Genomic DNA, 13,797 nt, shown 5'->3' on the forward strand with positions numbered 1-13,797 from the left:
GCGAACACGAACACCGCCGGGCCCTTTCCAAGGGTCCGGCGATTTAGTCTTGGGAAGGTCTCTTAGGGGTGGGAGATTGTTTTGGCGAAGAAATCGATTGGACCGGTGCGTCGGGCCTACAGCCCGTGGGACGATCCGGACAAGACACCGTTTATCGAATTCCGGAATGTCACTAAGAAGTTCGGTGATTTCACCGCGGTCAAAGACCTGTCCCTGAAAATCTACGAGCGCGAGTTTTTCGCGCTGCTTGGTGGCTCAGGCTGTGGCAAGACCACCTTGATGCGCATGCTGGCGGGTTTCGAGACGCCGACTTCAGGGCAGATCTTTCTGGATGGCCAGGACCTGGCCGGAATTCCGCCCTTCAAGCGTCCCTCCAACATGATGTTCCAGTCCTACGCGCTGTTTCCGCACATGAGCGTCGAGAAGAACATTGCCTTCGGTCTGAAGCAGGACAAGTTGCCGGCCTCGGAAGTTGATGCGCGCGTGTCCGAAATGCTGCGACTGACCAAGCTGGAACAATTTGCCAAACGTCGTCCGCACCAGCTCTCCGGTGGCCAGCGCCAGCGCGTCGCGCTGGCTCGCTCGCTCGCCAAGCGCCCCAAGGTGCTGCTGCTGGATGAACCGCTCGGCGCGCTTGACCGCAAGCTGCGCGAGGAAACCCAGTTCGAGCTGATGAACATTCAGGAAGAACTGAAAATGACCTTCCTGATCGTGACCCACGACCAGGAAGAAGCCATGACAGTGGCCGATCGTATTGCCGTCATGGACAAGGGCGAACTTGTGCAGGTTGCGACCCCGGCCGAAATCTACGAAGCGCCCAATTCCAAGTTCGTTGCCGACTTCATCGGCGACATCAACCTGATCGAAGCCAACGTCATCGAGAAGTCGGACGCCGGTACGAAGCTGCGTTCGGTCGCGGACAACTTCTCCATCGAAAGTGATCAGGTGACCGATGCCGCCGTCGGCGATCGGGTCTGGTATGCCATTCGTCCGGAAAAGGTCCGCATTGCCCAGGGGCGCCGCGAAAAGGGCGTCCCCAACAGGATCGACGGCGTTGTCTGGGACATCGCCTACCTAGGGGACATGTCGATCATCCATTCGAAAGTCGGCGACGACGACGGCGATACGTTGCGCGCGACCTTCGCCAATGTCTCGCGCATGGTCGAAAACCCGATCACCTGGGATGACGAGGTCGTCATGTCCTTCGACCGGGACGCCGGCGTCATTCTAAAAGGGTAGGAGGAAACGATGTCCGACGTACACGTTCCCGCTCAACCCAAACGGACGCTCGGCGGCTGGCTGCTGATTTCAGTGCCATACATCTGGCTGCTGATCTTTTTTCTGGCGCCGTTCCTGATCGTCTTCAAGATTTCCCTTTCGCAGGTGGCCGTCGCCATTCCGCCCTATGTGCCGACCTTCGATCTGGCAGAAGGCTGGAACGGTATCTGGGAAAGCGTCTCGGAATTCTCCTTCGAGAATTATGTCTGGCTGACGGAAGACGATCTCTACTGGAAATCCTATCTGTCGTCGGTTGTCATCGCGGCTATTTCAACGCTTCTGACGCTCATCATTGGCTACCCGATTGCCTATGGCATGGCACGCAGTCCGCAATCCTTGCGTCCGACGCTGCTGATGCTGGTGATCCTGCCGTTCTGGACCAGCTTCCTGATCCGCGTCTACGCCTGGATCGGCATCCTGAAAAACGAAGGCCTGCTCAACCAGCTTCTCCTGATGCTCGGCATCATCGACGAACCGCTGGTGATCATGAATACCAACATCGCGGTCTTTATCGGCATCGTCTATTCCTACCTGCCGTTCCTGGTTCTGCCGCTCTATGCCAGCCTGGAGCGGCTGGACGGCAGCCTTTTGGAAGCCGCTGAAGACCTTGGATGCCCACCCTGGAAGGCCTTCTGGAAAATCACCGTGCCGTTGTCGCTGCCCGGTGTTATCGCGGGGTGTTTCCTGGTGTTCATTCCCGCCGTCGGTGAATTCGTCATCCCGGATCTTCTTGGCGGGTCCAACACCCTGATGATCGGCAAGACGCTCTGGGTCGAGTTCTTCAACAACCGCGACTGGCCGGTGTCTTCTGCGGTTGCCGTGATCCTTCTGATGATCCTGGTGGTTCCGATCGTGCTCTTCCAGAACCAGCAGCAGAAAATGTCGGAGAGAGACAGATGACGCGCGGCCCGACCTGGTTCAACATCACCTCGCTGGTGGTAGGCTTTTCGTTCCTTTACCTGCCCATCGTGCTGCTGGTGATCTACTCCTTCAACGAGAGCCGTCTAGTGACGGTCTGGGGCGGGTTCTCCACCAAGTGGTACGCGTCGCTGCTGCAGAATGATCAGTTGCTCGATGCGGCCTGGGTGACCCTGCGGGTTGCCTTTGCGTCGGCCACACTGGCAACGATCATCGGCACCATTGCTGCACTTGTGCTGGTGCGGTCTGGACGCTTCGTCGGCCGGTCTCTGTTTTCCGGCATGATTTTCGCGCCGCTTGTGATGCCGGAAGTGATCCTCGGCTTGTCGCTGCTGCTGCTGTTCGTGGCCATGGACTATACGCGCGGATTCTGGACCGTGATGCTGGCGCATACCACCTTTGCCAGCTGTTATGTGGCCGTTGTCGTCCAGTCGCGTCTGGTCGGCTTCGACAAGTCGATCGAGGAAGCCGCAGAAGACCTCGGCTGCCCGCCGGTGAAAACCTTCTTCCTGATCACCTTGCCGATCATCCTTCCAGGGGTCATCGCCGGCTGGATGCTGGCCTTCACCTTGTCTCTGGACGACCTGGTGATCGCCAGCTTCACCACGGGACCAGGCGCCACCACGCTGCCAATGAAGATCTACTCACAGGTGCGCCTTGGCGTGACACCGGAAATCAATGCGGTCTGTACCATTCTCGTTGCTCTGGTCACCATGGGCGTGATAGCCGCCTCCATTGCGACCAAGCGGCAACAGGCGCAAAAAGAACGAGACGAAAGGGCGGCCTTTGGCGCGGAAGGGTGATGATTTCCGAAGCTTCCAGAAGTCGGCGATATTCTGTAGACAATACTGAATTTTAACAAAACCATGCCTATTTTACGGCCGGGCGGTACACTTCATTGGTGTGTCCGGGCCGATGGTTTTTATTGGGGTATTGCGAGTGATGGCATTGCGGGAAACAGAGCATCTACTGGCTCTGGAAAGCAGCGCTATTTCCCGGATAAAGGTTCGTGAACTCGAAGCTCCAACGCTTTCGGATATGAGCGGTCTTTGGTCTTCGTTGAAGGGCGGCGTCGTATCGACGCCGTTTCAGACACCGGAGTTTCTTGCAGCTTTGCAGGAAACCAAACTGAAGACAGGTGATTACCGATTTTCAGTGGGCGTTTTCGCGGAGCAAGGCGAGGAAGCCTCTCCCTGTATGCTGTTGCCGCTGGTGCGGTTCCAGCGTGGCCCAATCCGGGTCGTTGGCATGCCGGATTTTGGTCTCGCCGATCAGAATGCACCGGTTCTAGGTGCAGGATGCCGGGCCTCCAGAGAGTGCCGGGTTGCAATGATCCGGGCATTTTTTGAGCGTCTCCACGATGCGGATATCGTCGACATACATAAACTGCATGGCCGGATCGACGCCCGGGAAAACCCATTGAACTTCATGCCGGAAACCATTTCCCAGAACAGTTCCCTTCTCCTCGATCTTCGCGACGGAGAGGGATCGGACAATTGGTGCGGCAAGTCCATCTACAAGAAGACCAGATCCAAATTTCGCAGGCTCGTGAAGGAAGGTGTCAGCCTGGTTGAGGCTGAAACGCCTGAAGAGCGAACTGAATTGTTCAAGACACTTGCGGCGCAGCGCAGCGACAGGTTCCGACAGCTCGGGCGGAAAGACAGTCTGGAACGTGAAGACCGTGCTGACTTCTACATCCGCCTTGCGCAGATGGAAGCTTCATCCTCGCCTTTCAGGGCCATCGCGCTGAAGTGCGGAGAAGAGACCGTTGCGGCCATGGTGTTGATGATGTCTGGTTCCCAGGCGACCGCCGTGCTGGTGTCCATCGGGGATCCGCGGTGGCACGCCTTTTCGCCGGGCATGGTGTTGTTTGCCAAGGCGATACAGCACGCTGCGCAAACCGGTGTTCGCTGGTTCAGCTTCGGCACAGGACAACAGGAATACAAGCAACGGTTCGGTGGGGTTGAGCAACCTTCCCGACGTCTTCTTATGCCACTCAGCACGCGTGGACGGCTCTTCGTCGGTGCCCGTGAAGCGCATCGTGCCGCTCAGGATATGCTTCAGATCGCGTTGCGCAGGAATGGGGTGGATACGTGACGGAGATGTCGGACGTGGCAGGAAAGGAGACCTTCCGCGGGCAGGTGGCTGGGCAGAAGCTTCATGTTGTCTGGCATGAGAAACCCGGCGCGGACCTTTTGCGCTCGCTTTGGGCTTCACTACCCGGCGGAGCCATATGTTCGGCGTTTCAGGCACCGCGGTTCGTCGAGTGCTTTTTTCAGGAAATGGCACCTGCTGCCTGCGACACTTTCGGAGTGCTTGCCGCTTATCGCGCCGGTTTGCAGGACCCACTTGCATTGCTGCCGTTGATCCGTTTCAGGAAAGGTCCGGTTCGCATCGCATCCACTCCCGACCTTGGCGTGGCAGACCAGAACGGCCCGGTATTGAGCGAAGCGCTCGCGAGCGAAGGCGCTGAAACGGTTCAGGCGGTCATGTCCGCAATGATCGAGGCCATCCCGGATGCCGATGTGGTGGACATCAAGAAACTGCACGTATCGATAGGCAGCGCTGATAATCCCTTCTTTGTGCATCCAAATGCGAGCCCGGAAAGCAGCAGCCTCTTTCTGGAAACTGACGCCCTGCTCGCCGCCGGGGCCAGGTCCGGGATAAGTATCTACAAGAAGGCAAGGGTCAACTTTCGCAAGCTTCAAAGCGAAGACGTTCAGTTGGTCGAAGCAACGACCCCTGAAGAGCGTGTGAAAATTCTCGAAGCTCTGATCGTCTCCAAGGAGGAGCGTTTCAAAGCACTCGGCCGCGCCAATTCCATGAAACAGGACAACCGGGAAAACTTCTATCGCGCCCTGGCGGCCCAAGCGGGGCTGGAAAACCCCCTGAAGGTTCTGGCGTTGAGGTCCGGTCACGACGCCATCGCCGTGGTTGCGATGTTGGTGGAAGATGGCTACGCCACCCTTATTCTGATTTCGATCGGGGCAGAGCAATGGCACCGGTTTTCACCTGGCATGGTGGCACTGGTTCAATCGATCTACTGGGCGCGGGACAATAACATTCGGGTCTATGGTTTCGGCACGGGTCACCAGGGTTACAAAAGCAGGTTCGGCGCCACGGAACAGCCGACACGACGCCTGCTTTTGCCGGTTACGGTGAAAGGTCACGCGGCGATCACTGCCCTGAAGGCAAAACGGAGTTTCCAGGAAACCGTTGATCGCTGGAAACATCGGAAAACCGCTCAGACAGCCTGATCGGGAAATGTCATCCCGCTCGCGGTGGCCGGATCAGGTAGATGACCAGCCAGATCGGCACGACGATGAAGGCGCCCAGGATCATGTTGGGAATGGCCCAGTCCCGAAACTCCAGCAGATAGATCCAGAGCTCCAGAGGGCTCATGCCGACCGAGCCCAGAATGTCCTGCGCGGTGATGTTCACGAAGGAAAGACCCGCGCCGACGAGCAGCGAGATGACCGCGATCTTGAAGAATGTCGACAGAAACGGGAACACGGTGCGTAGTGTCTCTCAGTAGGCTCAAGGTATCCGGTGCGCTGGAGAGTGGCGGTAACGCTCCGCGAACGGTGCCCAATTCTTGCCGTTAAGGATTTACAAACCATAAACAACTTGCCGGAAACCGCCCAAACCCGCGCTGCAACGGCAGTTTGGCGCCGGGCAAAGTGACGCAAATCGATTAAGTGACGGGCCATTCATGTTTTTCGCTGCAACGCGGGAAAGAGCTCTTGACCCGGTCGAACCAAGCGGCGAATGTGCGCCTCACGCATGTAGCGGTCTTAAACGGGAGTGAAACATGAACAAAATTTATCCGGACGCAAAGGCCGCCCTCGAGGGGCTGACCTTTGACGGCATGACGGTGATGGCCGGCGGGTTCGGCCTCTGCGGCATTCCGGAAAATCTGATCGTGGCGCTCCGGGATTCCGGAGCCAAGGACATTACGGCCATTTCCAACAATGCCGGTGTCGATGACTTTGGCCTCGGTCTTCTGCTGCAGACCCGCCAGATCAAGAAGATGGTGTCGTCCTACGTGGGTGAAAACGCGACCTTTGAAAAGCAGTACCTGAACGGCGAGCTTGAGCTTGAATTCAACCCTCAGGGCACGCTGGCCGAACGCATTCGCGCTGGTGGCGCGGGCATTCCGGGCTTCTACACCAAGACCGGCGTCGGTACGCTGATTGCCGAAGGCAAGGAGCACAAGGACTTCAACGGCGAGACCTACATCATGGAAACCGGCCTCGTGGCCGATGTGTCGCTGGTCAAGGCCTGGAAGGCCGACAAGGAAGGCAACCTGATCTACCGCAAGACCGCGCGTAACTTCAATCCGATGATGGCAACCGCCGGCAAGACCTGTGTCGTGGAAGTCGAGGAGATTGTCGAGATCGGTGAACTCGATCCGGACAACATCCACACCGCCGGCATCTTCGTCGACCGTATCATCGTCGGCAGCCACGAAAAACGTATCGAAAAGCGCACCACGCGCGCAGCCTGAGGGAGAAAACATCATGGCCTGGACTCGTGATGACATGGCAAAGCGTGCCGCGCAGGAACTGGAAGACGGCTTCTATGTGAACCTGGGCATCGGCATTCCGACGCTGGTATCCAACTACATTCCGGAAGGTGTCCATGTGACCCTCCAGTCGGAAAACGGCATGCTCGGCATGGGCCCGTTCCCGACTGACGACGAGGTTGATGCAGACCTCATCAACGCCGGCAAGCAGACCATCACCGAATTGCCGCAGACCAGCTACTTCTCGTCTGCCGACAGCTTCGGCATGATCCGCGGCGGTCATATCGACCTGTCGATCCTGGGTGCTATGGAAGTGTCCGAGGGCGGCGATCTCGCCAACTGGATGATCCCTGGCAAGATGGTCAAGGGCATGGGCGGCGCGATGGATCTCGTCGCCGGCGTCAAGCGCGTGGTGGTGATCATGGATCACACCTCCAAGGCTGGCGACCCCAAGCTTCTGAAAGAATGCTCGCTACCGCTTACCGGCGTGAAATGCGTTGATCGCGTGATCACCAATTTCGGTGTCTTCGATGTTGTCGAAGGCGGCCTGAAGGTGGTTGAACTCGCTGACGGCGTAACGCTGGATGAGGTCAAGGAAAAGACCCAGGCAACGCTTCAGTCATAAGGCAGGATGCGCGCTTCGGCGTCGTTTTAAATCAAGGTGCCTGCGGTCCCGCAGGCACCTTTTTTCATGGCTGCTTCAGCCAGCTCGTCGATTTTTTCAATAAAAAAAGACTGTTTGAACGTGTCGCAGGCGCAATTTGTCCCGAATTGGAACCAATTCGTAGAATTGCCGAGGAAATTTCCAAATTCGTTAATAGATCGATTTGCGATTAATCCGCATAAATCAAGCATAGATAACCCGTTATCCTTTAAAAGCCGGGAAAGACGATTTCCCGGCTAAAGAACAGATCAGTGTTTACGCGATCTGGTCGTCGGTATTTACCTTCTTCAATCCACCTTCAAGACTTGTTCTGTATGGTGTTCAGGTATTCGCAAGGGGTGTTTGGCGTGCCTGGAACGCATGGGGCTGTCTCAAAGCTGATAAAAGTCCTGTCGACCTGGCTGCCCAGCCTGCGCACCCGCTTTGTCTTGCTGGTGGCCGGCCTGTTTCTGGCGCTCTCGGTCGTGATGATCATGGTGGCGAGCTACCTGGACCTGCGGGACGAGGAGCAAAGGGTGGTCTCGGACGCGCGGGCCATCGGGGCGACCGTCAGCCGACTGGCCGTACCGCATCTGACCAACCACCACTATCTGATCCTTGAACAGGAACTGGAAAGCATTGCCGGCAGCGGCGTGGTCGACCTGGCGCAGGTTCACGATCCTGCGCGTGCGGTCACTATCGACAGCGATCCGGACACGAGCTACTTCGACGAAATGGACCTGCATCCGCTGATCACGTTGTCGCTGCAAACCGGGCTCGATCAGATCCGCCAGACCGGAGACAGGATCGAAATAGCCTTGCCGGTGCGCGAGACGGCAGACAGTCCGGTTCTCGGGGTCGCGCTGGTGTCGGTCAAACGGCTTCAGGCCAACGGCATGCTGTTCGCCATCTGGGGACGGAACATCGTCATCACCCTGGTGCTCCTGATATTCTGTATTCCGGTGACGTTTCATTTTGCGGAAAATTTCGTCCGGCCGATCAAGGCGCTGACCCAGACTGCCCACACGGTCAGTGCCGGCAATTTCGACGCGCCTTTCCCAGTCGAACGAACCGATGAGATCGGTGTTCTCGCCCGCGCCTATCGAGACATGGTCGGAACCATTCGGAACAACATGGCCCGCATTCACGAGCTTGCTTATGTGGATCCGGTCACGCGGCTGCCGAACCGGGAGAGCTTCCGTCAGCATTTCAATTCAAACATGCAGCTTACGGACGGCACGCCGGTCCGGATGGCCGTTCTGTTTATTGACCTTGATCGCTTCAAGCGGGTGAATGACAGCTACGGACACGATCATGGCGACGCACTGTTGAAGGAAGTGGCGGCGCGGCTGCAGCGCTTGCTGAACTCCTCGGACAAGGTTGCGGCAGGCAAGACGGCTTTTTCACCACTTGTCGCCAGGCTCGGCGGTGATGAGTTTGCCATCGTCCTGCCGGCTGAAAAGCCCATGTCCAACGTCTACACACTCGCGGATCAACTGGTGCAATGCGTCGAGCAACCGCTGGAAATCAACGGTCTGACAATGGCCGTTGGGGCCAGCATCGGCGTCTCGACCTATCCGGATGACGGCGAGGACTACACCGCCATCCTGAAGAACGCGGACATTGCCATGTATGCGGCCAAGCGAACCGGCGGCAACCGTGCATGCTTCTTCAACGAGATCGAGCGCGATTCGCGCTCTCACGAACGCATCCGTCTGGAAGCGGAACTGAAACGGGCCCTTCTGTCGGACGAGATCACCATCGCCTTTCAGCCCAAGATCGACTGCGCCACGTTGAGGGTGGTTGGTGCCGAAGTGCTGGCCAGGTGGGACCATCCCGAACGTGGCCTGTTGGCACCGGGATGTTTCATCGATGTTGCCGAAGAAAGCGATCTGATCACGCGCCTGGGTGACAGGGTGCTGGAACTGGCCTGCCGACAGGGTCGGGTCTGGCTCGATCATGGTCAACGTCTGCCACTGGCCGTGAATGTTTCCATTCGCCAACTTGAAAAGCCGGGCTTCACCGCCCGCGTCCTCGATATTCTGGAAATCACGGGCTTTCCGGCCGAGCTGCTGCAGCTCGAGGTGACGGAGACCGTTGCCATGGGGGATCCGGAGCGAATCTCGGAGGCGGCAAAGCCGCTTCTGGAAGCCGGCATTACCTTTGCGATAGACGATTTCGGCACCGGCTATTCAAGTCTGGCGCATCTTCAGCGTCTGCCGTTCAACACCTTCAAGATCGACCGAAGCTTCATCAGCGGTCTTGCCGATGACCATCACAGCCGCTCGATCGTTCAAACCATTCTGGCAATGGCGAAAAGCCTCAATTACGAGGTTGTCGCCGAAGGCGTCGAAACGGAAGAACAACACGTTTTCCTGGCTGAGAACGGCTGCACGACTGCGCAAGGCTTCCTGTTCGCGCGGCCGATGCCGGTAGAACATTTCGAAGCCTGGTCGAAGGCATTTCTGATGGATGGCAACCATCCGCGCCTGGCCGCCGGAGCACAGCCGAAAGATGGCAGCACGTTCGCCGCGTAAGGCAATTGGACGTTGACACGAACCGGCCTCACTCCGCCGCCTCGGTCTTCCGGCGTTCGGCAAGGGGGCGGATCGCGGGGAAGTCCTGATCGGTCAGCGTTTCCTTTGCGAGCAGCAATGAAGCCCCTTCGTCCAGTTCGCCGCGATGGCTGTTCAGGAGCGCCTTGGCGCGCTGGAAGGCAGCTTCCACCCTTTGCTTGATGGCAAGGTCGATCTCCCGCTGGGTCTGTTCGGAAACCTCGGCAACGTCTCCGGCAGGCTGGCCGAGAAAGTTCTGGCGCTGGGTGGCATAGGCGCGATTGCCAAGGTCAGGATCCATGCCGTATCGCATGACCATGTCGCGGGCGACTTCGGTCACTTTCTGCAGGTCGTCGGAAGCGCCGGTAGAGATCTCGTTGAAGACAATCTCTTCTGCCGCCCGGCCGCCCATCAGGACAGCCATGCGGTTTTCCAGGTCGAGAGAGGACAACAGGAAACGATCCTCGGTCGGCCGCTGCATCGTGTAGCCGAGCGCGCCGATGCCGCGCGGGATGATCGAGATCTTGTGCACCGGATCACAGCCTTCCAGGTTGGCGGCAACCAGGGCATGGCCCATTTCGTGGAAAGCGACGGTTTTTCGTTCCTTGTCCGACAGGATCCGGCTGCGCTTTTCCAGTCCCGCAATCACCCTCTCCACTGCCTCGTTGAAGTCCAGCAGGGTAACGGCATCCGCCTGCCGACGTGTTGCCAGAAGGGCCGCCTCGTTGACCAGCGTCGCAAGGTCGGCGCCGGAAAACCCTGCTGTTAGCTGGGCCACCTGATCGAGGTCGATATCTGCGGCCAGCTTGATCTTTTTCACGTGGACATCGAGGATCGCGCGCCGGCCGATCTTGTCCGGCCGGTCGACCAGCACCTGCCGGTCGAAGCGCCCGGCGCGCAGGAGGGCTGGATCGAGGATCTCCGGCCGGTTCGTCGCTGCCAGCAGGATGATGCCGCTGGACGGATCAAACCCGTCGAGCTCGGTCAAAAGCTGGTTGAGCGTCTGTTCTTTCTCGTCGTTGGTGCCCATCGGGCCGGCTGCACGCGCCCGGCCCAGTGCGTCCAGCTCGTCGATGAAGATGATGGCAGGAGCGGCCTTTCGGGCCTGCTCGAAGAGGTCTCGAACCCGCGCGGCGCCGACGCCGACGAACATCTCCACGAATTCGGAGCCGGAGATCGAGAAGAACGGCACACCGGCTTCACCGGCCACGGCGCGCGCCAGAAGCGTCTTGCCTGTGCCCGGAGGGCCAACCAGCAGGATGCCCTTGGGCACATGCGCCCCCAGACGGCCATAGGAAGCTGGTTCCTTCAGGAAATCGACAATCTCCTTCAGTTCCCGTTTGGCTTCATCCACTCCGGCGACATTCTGAAAAGTGACTTTCACGTCCTTTTCGACAAATACCTTCGCCTTTGACTTGCCGACCGTCATCATGCCGCCAAGACCCTGTTTTTCGGCAAACCGGCGGATGAAGAACATCCAGAGGCCGAACAGCAGCAGGACCGGCAGCACCCAGGAGAGGATGTCGCGAATGAAGGTGTTCTGGACGACGCCGGTGTATTTGACGTCGTACTTGCTGAGTTCGTCGGCGAGCGGAACCTCGACGCGCGTAGTGACGAAATACTGCTTGCCGTCCTTCAGTTCCGCCTTGAACTTGCCTTCGATGAAGTTCTCCTTGACGGCGATCTCCTCGATCTTTCCGTCCTTGAGGTACTGCTCGAACTGGCTGTAGGGAATCTGCTCGACGGTCTTGTAGGTGGTCCACCAGCTTTGGAACATCAGCACCAGCATCATGGCAATGAAGGCGTACCAAAGGTTTATCTGGTGTTTCTTTTCCATCGTGAAACTGTCCCGGCAATCGTCTGAACTATGCCGCCATTGACGCGGTTCGCCCGGAGGCTGTCAAGGCACGAGGTGGGCACGAGGTGGCATGGCTGCCCTGGTTCAGACGACCGGCTCCAGTTGCCGCTTGGACGTTTGCGTGCGGAAGGACGAGGCGCTGGAACGGGCGAGGTAGATGACCGGGATGAGGCCGACCAGAACGATGGCAAGCGAGGGCAGGGCCGCTTCGCCAAAGGCTTCGCGCGAGGCGGCCTCGAACACGGTCGTTGCCAGGGTTTCGAAATTGAACGGACGCAGGAGAACCGTTGCCGGCAGCTCTTTCATGCAATCGACGAAGCTGAGCAGGGCTGCGGACAACAGCACCGGCTTCAGGATCGGCAGGTGGATCTGCGTCAGGGTCTGACCGCTGTTGCGGCCAAGCGTGCGCGCCGCCATGTCGAGATGAGGTGTGATCCGGCCGAAGCCACCTTCGACCTGGCCGTAAGAAACTGCAAGGAAGCGAACCACATAGGCAAACACCAGGCCGGTGCCGCTCCCCAGCAGTAGCAGGCCGGTGTTGATACCGAACCAGGCTTCCATGCGGGCATCCAGGAAATTGTCGAAGCCGGCCAACGGCACCAGAATGCCGATGGCGAGAACGGTGCCCGGAATGGCGTAACCGATCGAGGCAAGCCGGACGGCAAACTTCAATGGACCCCTGGGGTTGAGACGCAGGGCATAGGCCAGGGCAACGGAAATGAGCACGGTGATCAGCGCTGCAATGGCAGCGAGGCTGAGGCTGTTCCAGACAGCATCCAGAAAACCGCTGTCCCAAAAACCGTCCAGGCGCCGGCTGGCCAGGTCTGCAAGCAGCAGGCCAGGAACCACAAAGCCGACAAAGACCGGCGTCAGGCATAACAGCAACGCAAGCGCAGCCTGCCAGCGTCCAAGTTCGAAGCGTGTCGGTGGCCGGTGCTTGGAGCCACCGCCGCTGTCGAAGCGCTGTTTGCGCCGCCCGAACCGTTCCAGCCACAATAGCAGGAACACCATCACCAGCATGGCCAGCGCGAGCTGGGCTGCGCCACCGAGGCTGGAACGGTGCAGCCAGGTGTCATAGACGGAAAAGGTCAGGGTCTTCACGCCGAAGAATGTCACCGCGCCGATATCGTTGAGGCACTCCATCAAGGCAAGCGAAATGCCGATGACGATGGCAGGGCGTGCCAATGGCAGGGCGACACGAAAGAACAACCCGTAAGGCGAAGCGCCAAGGGTACGCGAGACATCCAGCGTCGAGGCGGACTGGATCAGAAAGCTCGCCCGGGTCGTCAGATAGACATAAGGGTAAAGCACCGCCCCCATGACGAATATGGCGCCGCCAAGTGAGCGAATTTCGGGAAACCAGTAGTCTCTGGACGTCTTGAAACCGAAAAGCGTGCGGATCAGGCTCTGGACCGGCCCAGTATAATCGAGCACTTCGACATAGGCGAAGGCGACGATATAGGTCGGCACCGCAAGGGGCACCAGAAGAGCCCAGTCGAGGACCTTTCTTCCCGGGAAATTGCACATCGTCACCAGCCAGGCCGTGGCAACGCCGGTGATGCCTGTGGTCAGGCCGACCCCGAGCATCAGCAAAACCGTCGTCTGCAGGGAGCCAGGCAGAACCGTTGTCAGAAGGTGGCCCCAGACTTCGCCCGTCGGCGTCAGCGCGATCCACACGATCGCCGCCAATGGCAACAGCACCAGCGTGGCAATCGCCAGCGATGCAATTTGCCAGAAACGGTCAGCAAAAGTGAGGGTGGGCGTGCGCAGCAAGGCCTGTCATTTCTTTGAGAATGGTTCGCAGGAAGCTCTATAGGCAAAACCCGGAAAATGCAAAAGCCAAGAGATCCCGAGGCGTGACCTGAATTTTTGCGGTGGCTTTCTTTTCGTCATGCCATGGCTCGACCATGGCATCCATGCCGTTGAGGATCGGATCGACGTCACCTCTGAATTTTGTCGACAGGGAATGGCATGGATTGCCGGATCAAGTTCGGCAATGACGGGCCCCAGAATAGTTTGA

11 protein-coding genes are annotated in these 13,797 nt (G+C 58.5%); 8 read left to right on the top strand and 3 right to left on the bottom strand.

Going from position 1 to position 13,797, the window contains the following annotated elements:
* The first annotated feature begins 81 nt into the window (after nucleotides 1–81).
* The 5 genes from Q666_RS61340 (at nucleotide 82) to Q666_RS61360 (ending at nucleotide 5,453) form a co-directional block, all read left to right on the top strand.
* Nucleotides 82–1,239: an ABC transporter ATP-binding protein gene (locus Q666_RS61340; RefSeq protein WP_023002187.1), complete on the top strand. Its 1,158-nt coding sequence runs from the start codon at nucleotides 82–84 to the stop codon at nucleotides 1,237–1,239.
* Nucleotides 1,240–1,248: 9 nt separating this feature from the next.
* Nucleotides 1,249–2,178 (top strand): ABC transporter permease subunit, encoded by a 930-nt coding sequence (locus Q666_RS61345; RefSeq protein WP_023002186.1) that lies wholly within the window; start codon nucleotides 1,249–1,251, stop codon nucleotides 2,176–2,178.
* On the top strand, nucleotides 2,175–2,999 hold the full coding sequence (locus Q666_RS61350; RefSeq protein WP_023002185.1) for an ABC transporter permease subunit: 825 nt from the start codon (nucleotides 2,175–2,177) through the stop codon (nucleotides 2,997–2,999). Before Q666_RS61345 ends, Q666_RS61350 begins: the two co-directional genes overlap by 4 nt.
* 139 nt (nucleotides 3,000–3,138) lie before the next feature.
* On the top strand, nucleotides 3,139–4,293 hold the full coding sequence (locus Q666_RS61355) for a GNAT family N-acetyltransferase (protein ID WP_023002184.1): 1,155 nt from the start codon (nucleotides 3,139–3,141) through the stop codon (nucleotides 4,291–4,293).
* A 14-nt stretch (nucleotides 4,294–4,307) separates the two neighbouring features.
* Nucleotides 4,308–5,453 carry a GNAT family N-acetyltransferase gene (locus tag Q666_RS61360; RefSeq protein ID WP_161633268.1) on the top strand — a complete coding sequence of 382 codons (1,146 nt, stop codon included), beginning with the start codon at nucleotides 4,308–4,310 and terminating at the stop codon, nucleotides 5,451–5,453.
* Between the two features lie 10 nt (nucleotides 5,454–5,463).
* On the opposite strand, the gene Q666_RS61365 is transcribed toward Q666_RS61360, so the two are convergent.
* Complete coding sequence (locus Q666_RS61365) at nucleotides 5,464–5,709, bottom strand: DUF6460 domain-containing protein (protein ID WP_006940008.1); 246 nt, start codon at nucleotides 5,707–5,709, stop codon at nucleotides 5,464–5,466.
* A 298-nt stretch (nucleotides 5,710–6,007) separates the two neighbouring features.
* On the opposite strand from Q666_RS61365, the gene Q666_RS61370 reads away from it, so the two are divergent.
* From Q666_RS61370 to Q666_RS61385, 3 genes are all read left to right on the top strand, one after another.
* Nucleotides 6,008–6,703 carry a CoA transferase subunit A gene (locus Q666_RS61370; protein WP_023002182.1) on the top strand — a complete coding sequence of 232 codons (696 nt, stop codon included), beginning with the start codon at nucleotides 6,008–6,010 and terminating at the stop codon, nucleotides 6,701–6,703.
* A 13-nt stretch (nucleotides 6,704–6,716) separates the two neighbouring features.
* Complete coding sequence (locus Q666_RS61375) at nucleotides 6,717–7,346, top strand: CoA transferase subunit B (RefSeq protein WP_023002181.1); 630 nt, start codon at nucleotides 6,717–6,719, stop codon at nucleotides 7,344–7,346.
* Between the two features lie 386 nt (nucleotides 7,347–7,732).
* The gene (locus Q666_RS61385; RefSeq protein ID WP_031269795.1) at nucleotides 7,733–9,901 is read left to right on the top strand and encodes an EAL domain-containing protein; all 2,169 of its coding nucleotides are present in this window, start codon (nucleotides 7,733–7,735) and stop codon (nucleotides 9,899–9,901) included.
* Between the two features lie 28 nt (nucleotides 9,902–9,929).
* On the opposite strand, the gene ftsH is transcribed toward Q666_RS61385, so the two are convergent.
* Nucleotides 9,930–11,756, bottom strand: a complete 1,827-nt coding sequence (ftsH, locus tag Q666_RS61390) for an ATP-dependent zinc metalloprotease FtsH (RefSeq protein ID WP_023002178.1) — start codon at nucleotides 11,754–11,756, stop codon at nucleotides 9,930–9,932.
* A gap of 105 nt (nucleotides 11,757–11,861) precedes the next feature.
* Nucleotides 11,862–13,550 (bottom strand): iron ABC transporter permease, encoded by a 1,689-nt coding sequence (locus Q666_RS61395; protein ID WP_023002177.1) that lies wholly within the window; start codon nucleotides 13,548–13,550, stop codon nucleotides 11,862–11,864.
* Nucleotides 13,551–13,797 lie beyond the last annotated feature (247 nt).

The organism is Labrenzia sp. C1B70 (assembly GCF_000475395.1).
In the GTDB taxonomy this organism is placed as follows: domain Bacteria; phylum Pseudomonadota; class Alphaproteobacteria; order Rhizobiales; family Stappiaceae; genus Roseibium; species Roseibium algicola.

What these genes read in the sequence shown, in the direction of transcription:
- Q666_RS61345 (WP_023002186.1), top strand. Translation starts at nt 1,249, where the DNA reads ATGTCCGACGTACACGTTCCCGCTCAACCCAAACGGACGCTCGGCGGC.
- Q666_RS61350 (WP_023002185.1), top strand. Translation starts at nt 2,175, where the DNA reads ATGACGCGCGGCCCGACCTGGTTCAACATCACCTCGCTGGTGGTAGGC.
- Q666_RS61355 (WP_023002184.1), top strand. Translation starts at nt 3,139, where the DNA reads ATGGCATTGCGGGAAACAGAGCATCTACTGGCTCTGGAAAGCAGCGCT.
- Q666_RS61375 (WP_023002181.1), top strand. Translation starts at nt 6,717, where the DNA reads ATGGCCTGGACTCGTGATGACATGGCAAAGCGTGCCGCGCAGGAACTG.
- Q666_RS61370 (WP_023002182.1), top strand. Translation starts at nt 6,008, where the DNA reads ATGAACAAAATTTATCCGGACGCAAAGGCCGCCCTCGAGGGGCTGACC.
- ftsH (WP_023002178.1), bottom strand. Translation starts at nt 11,756, where the DNA reads ATGGAAAAGAAACACCAGATAAACCTTTGGTACGCCTTCATTGCCATG.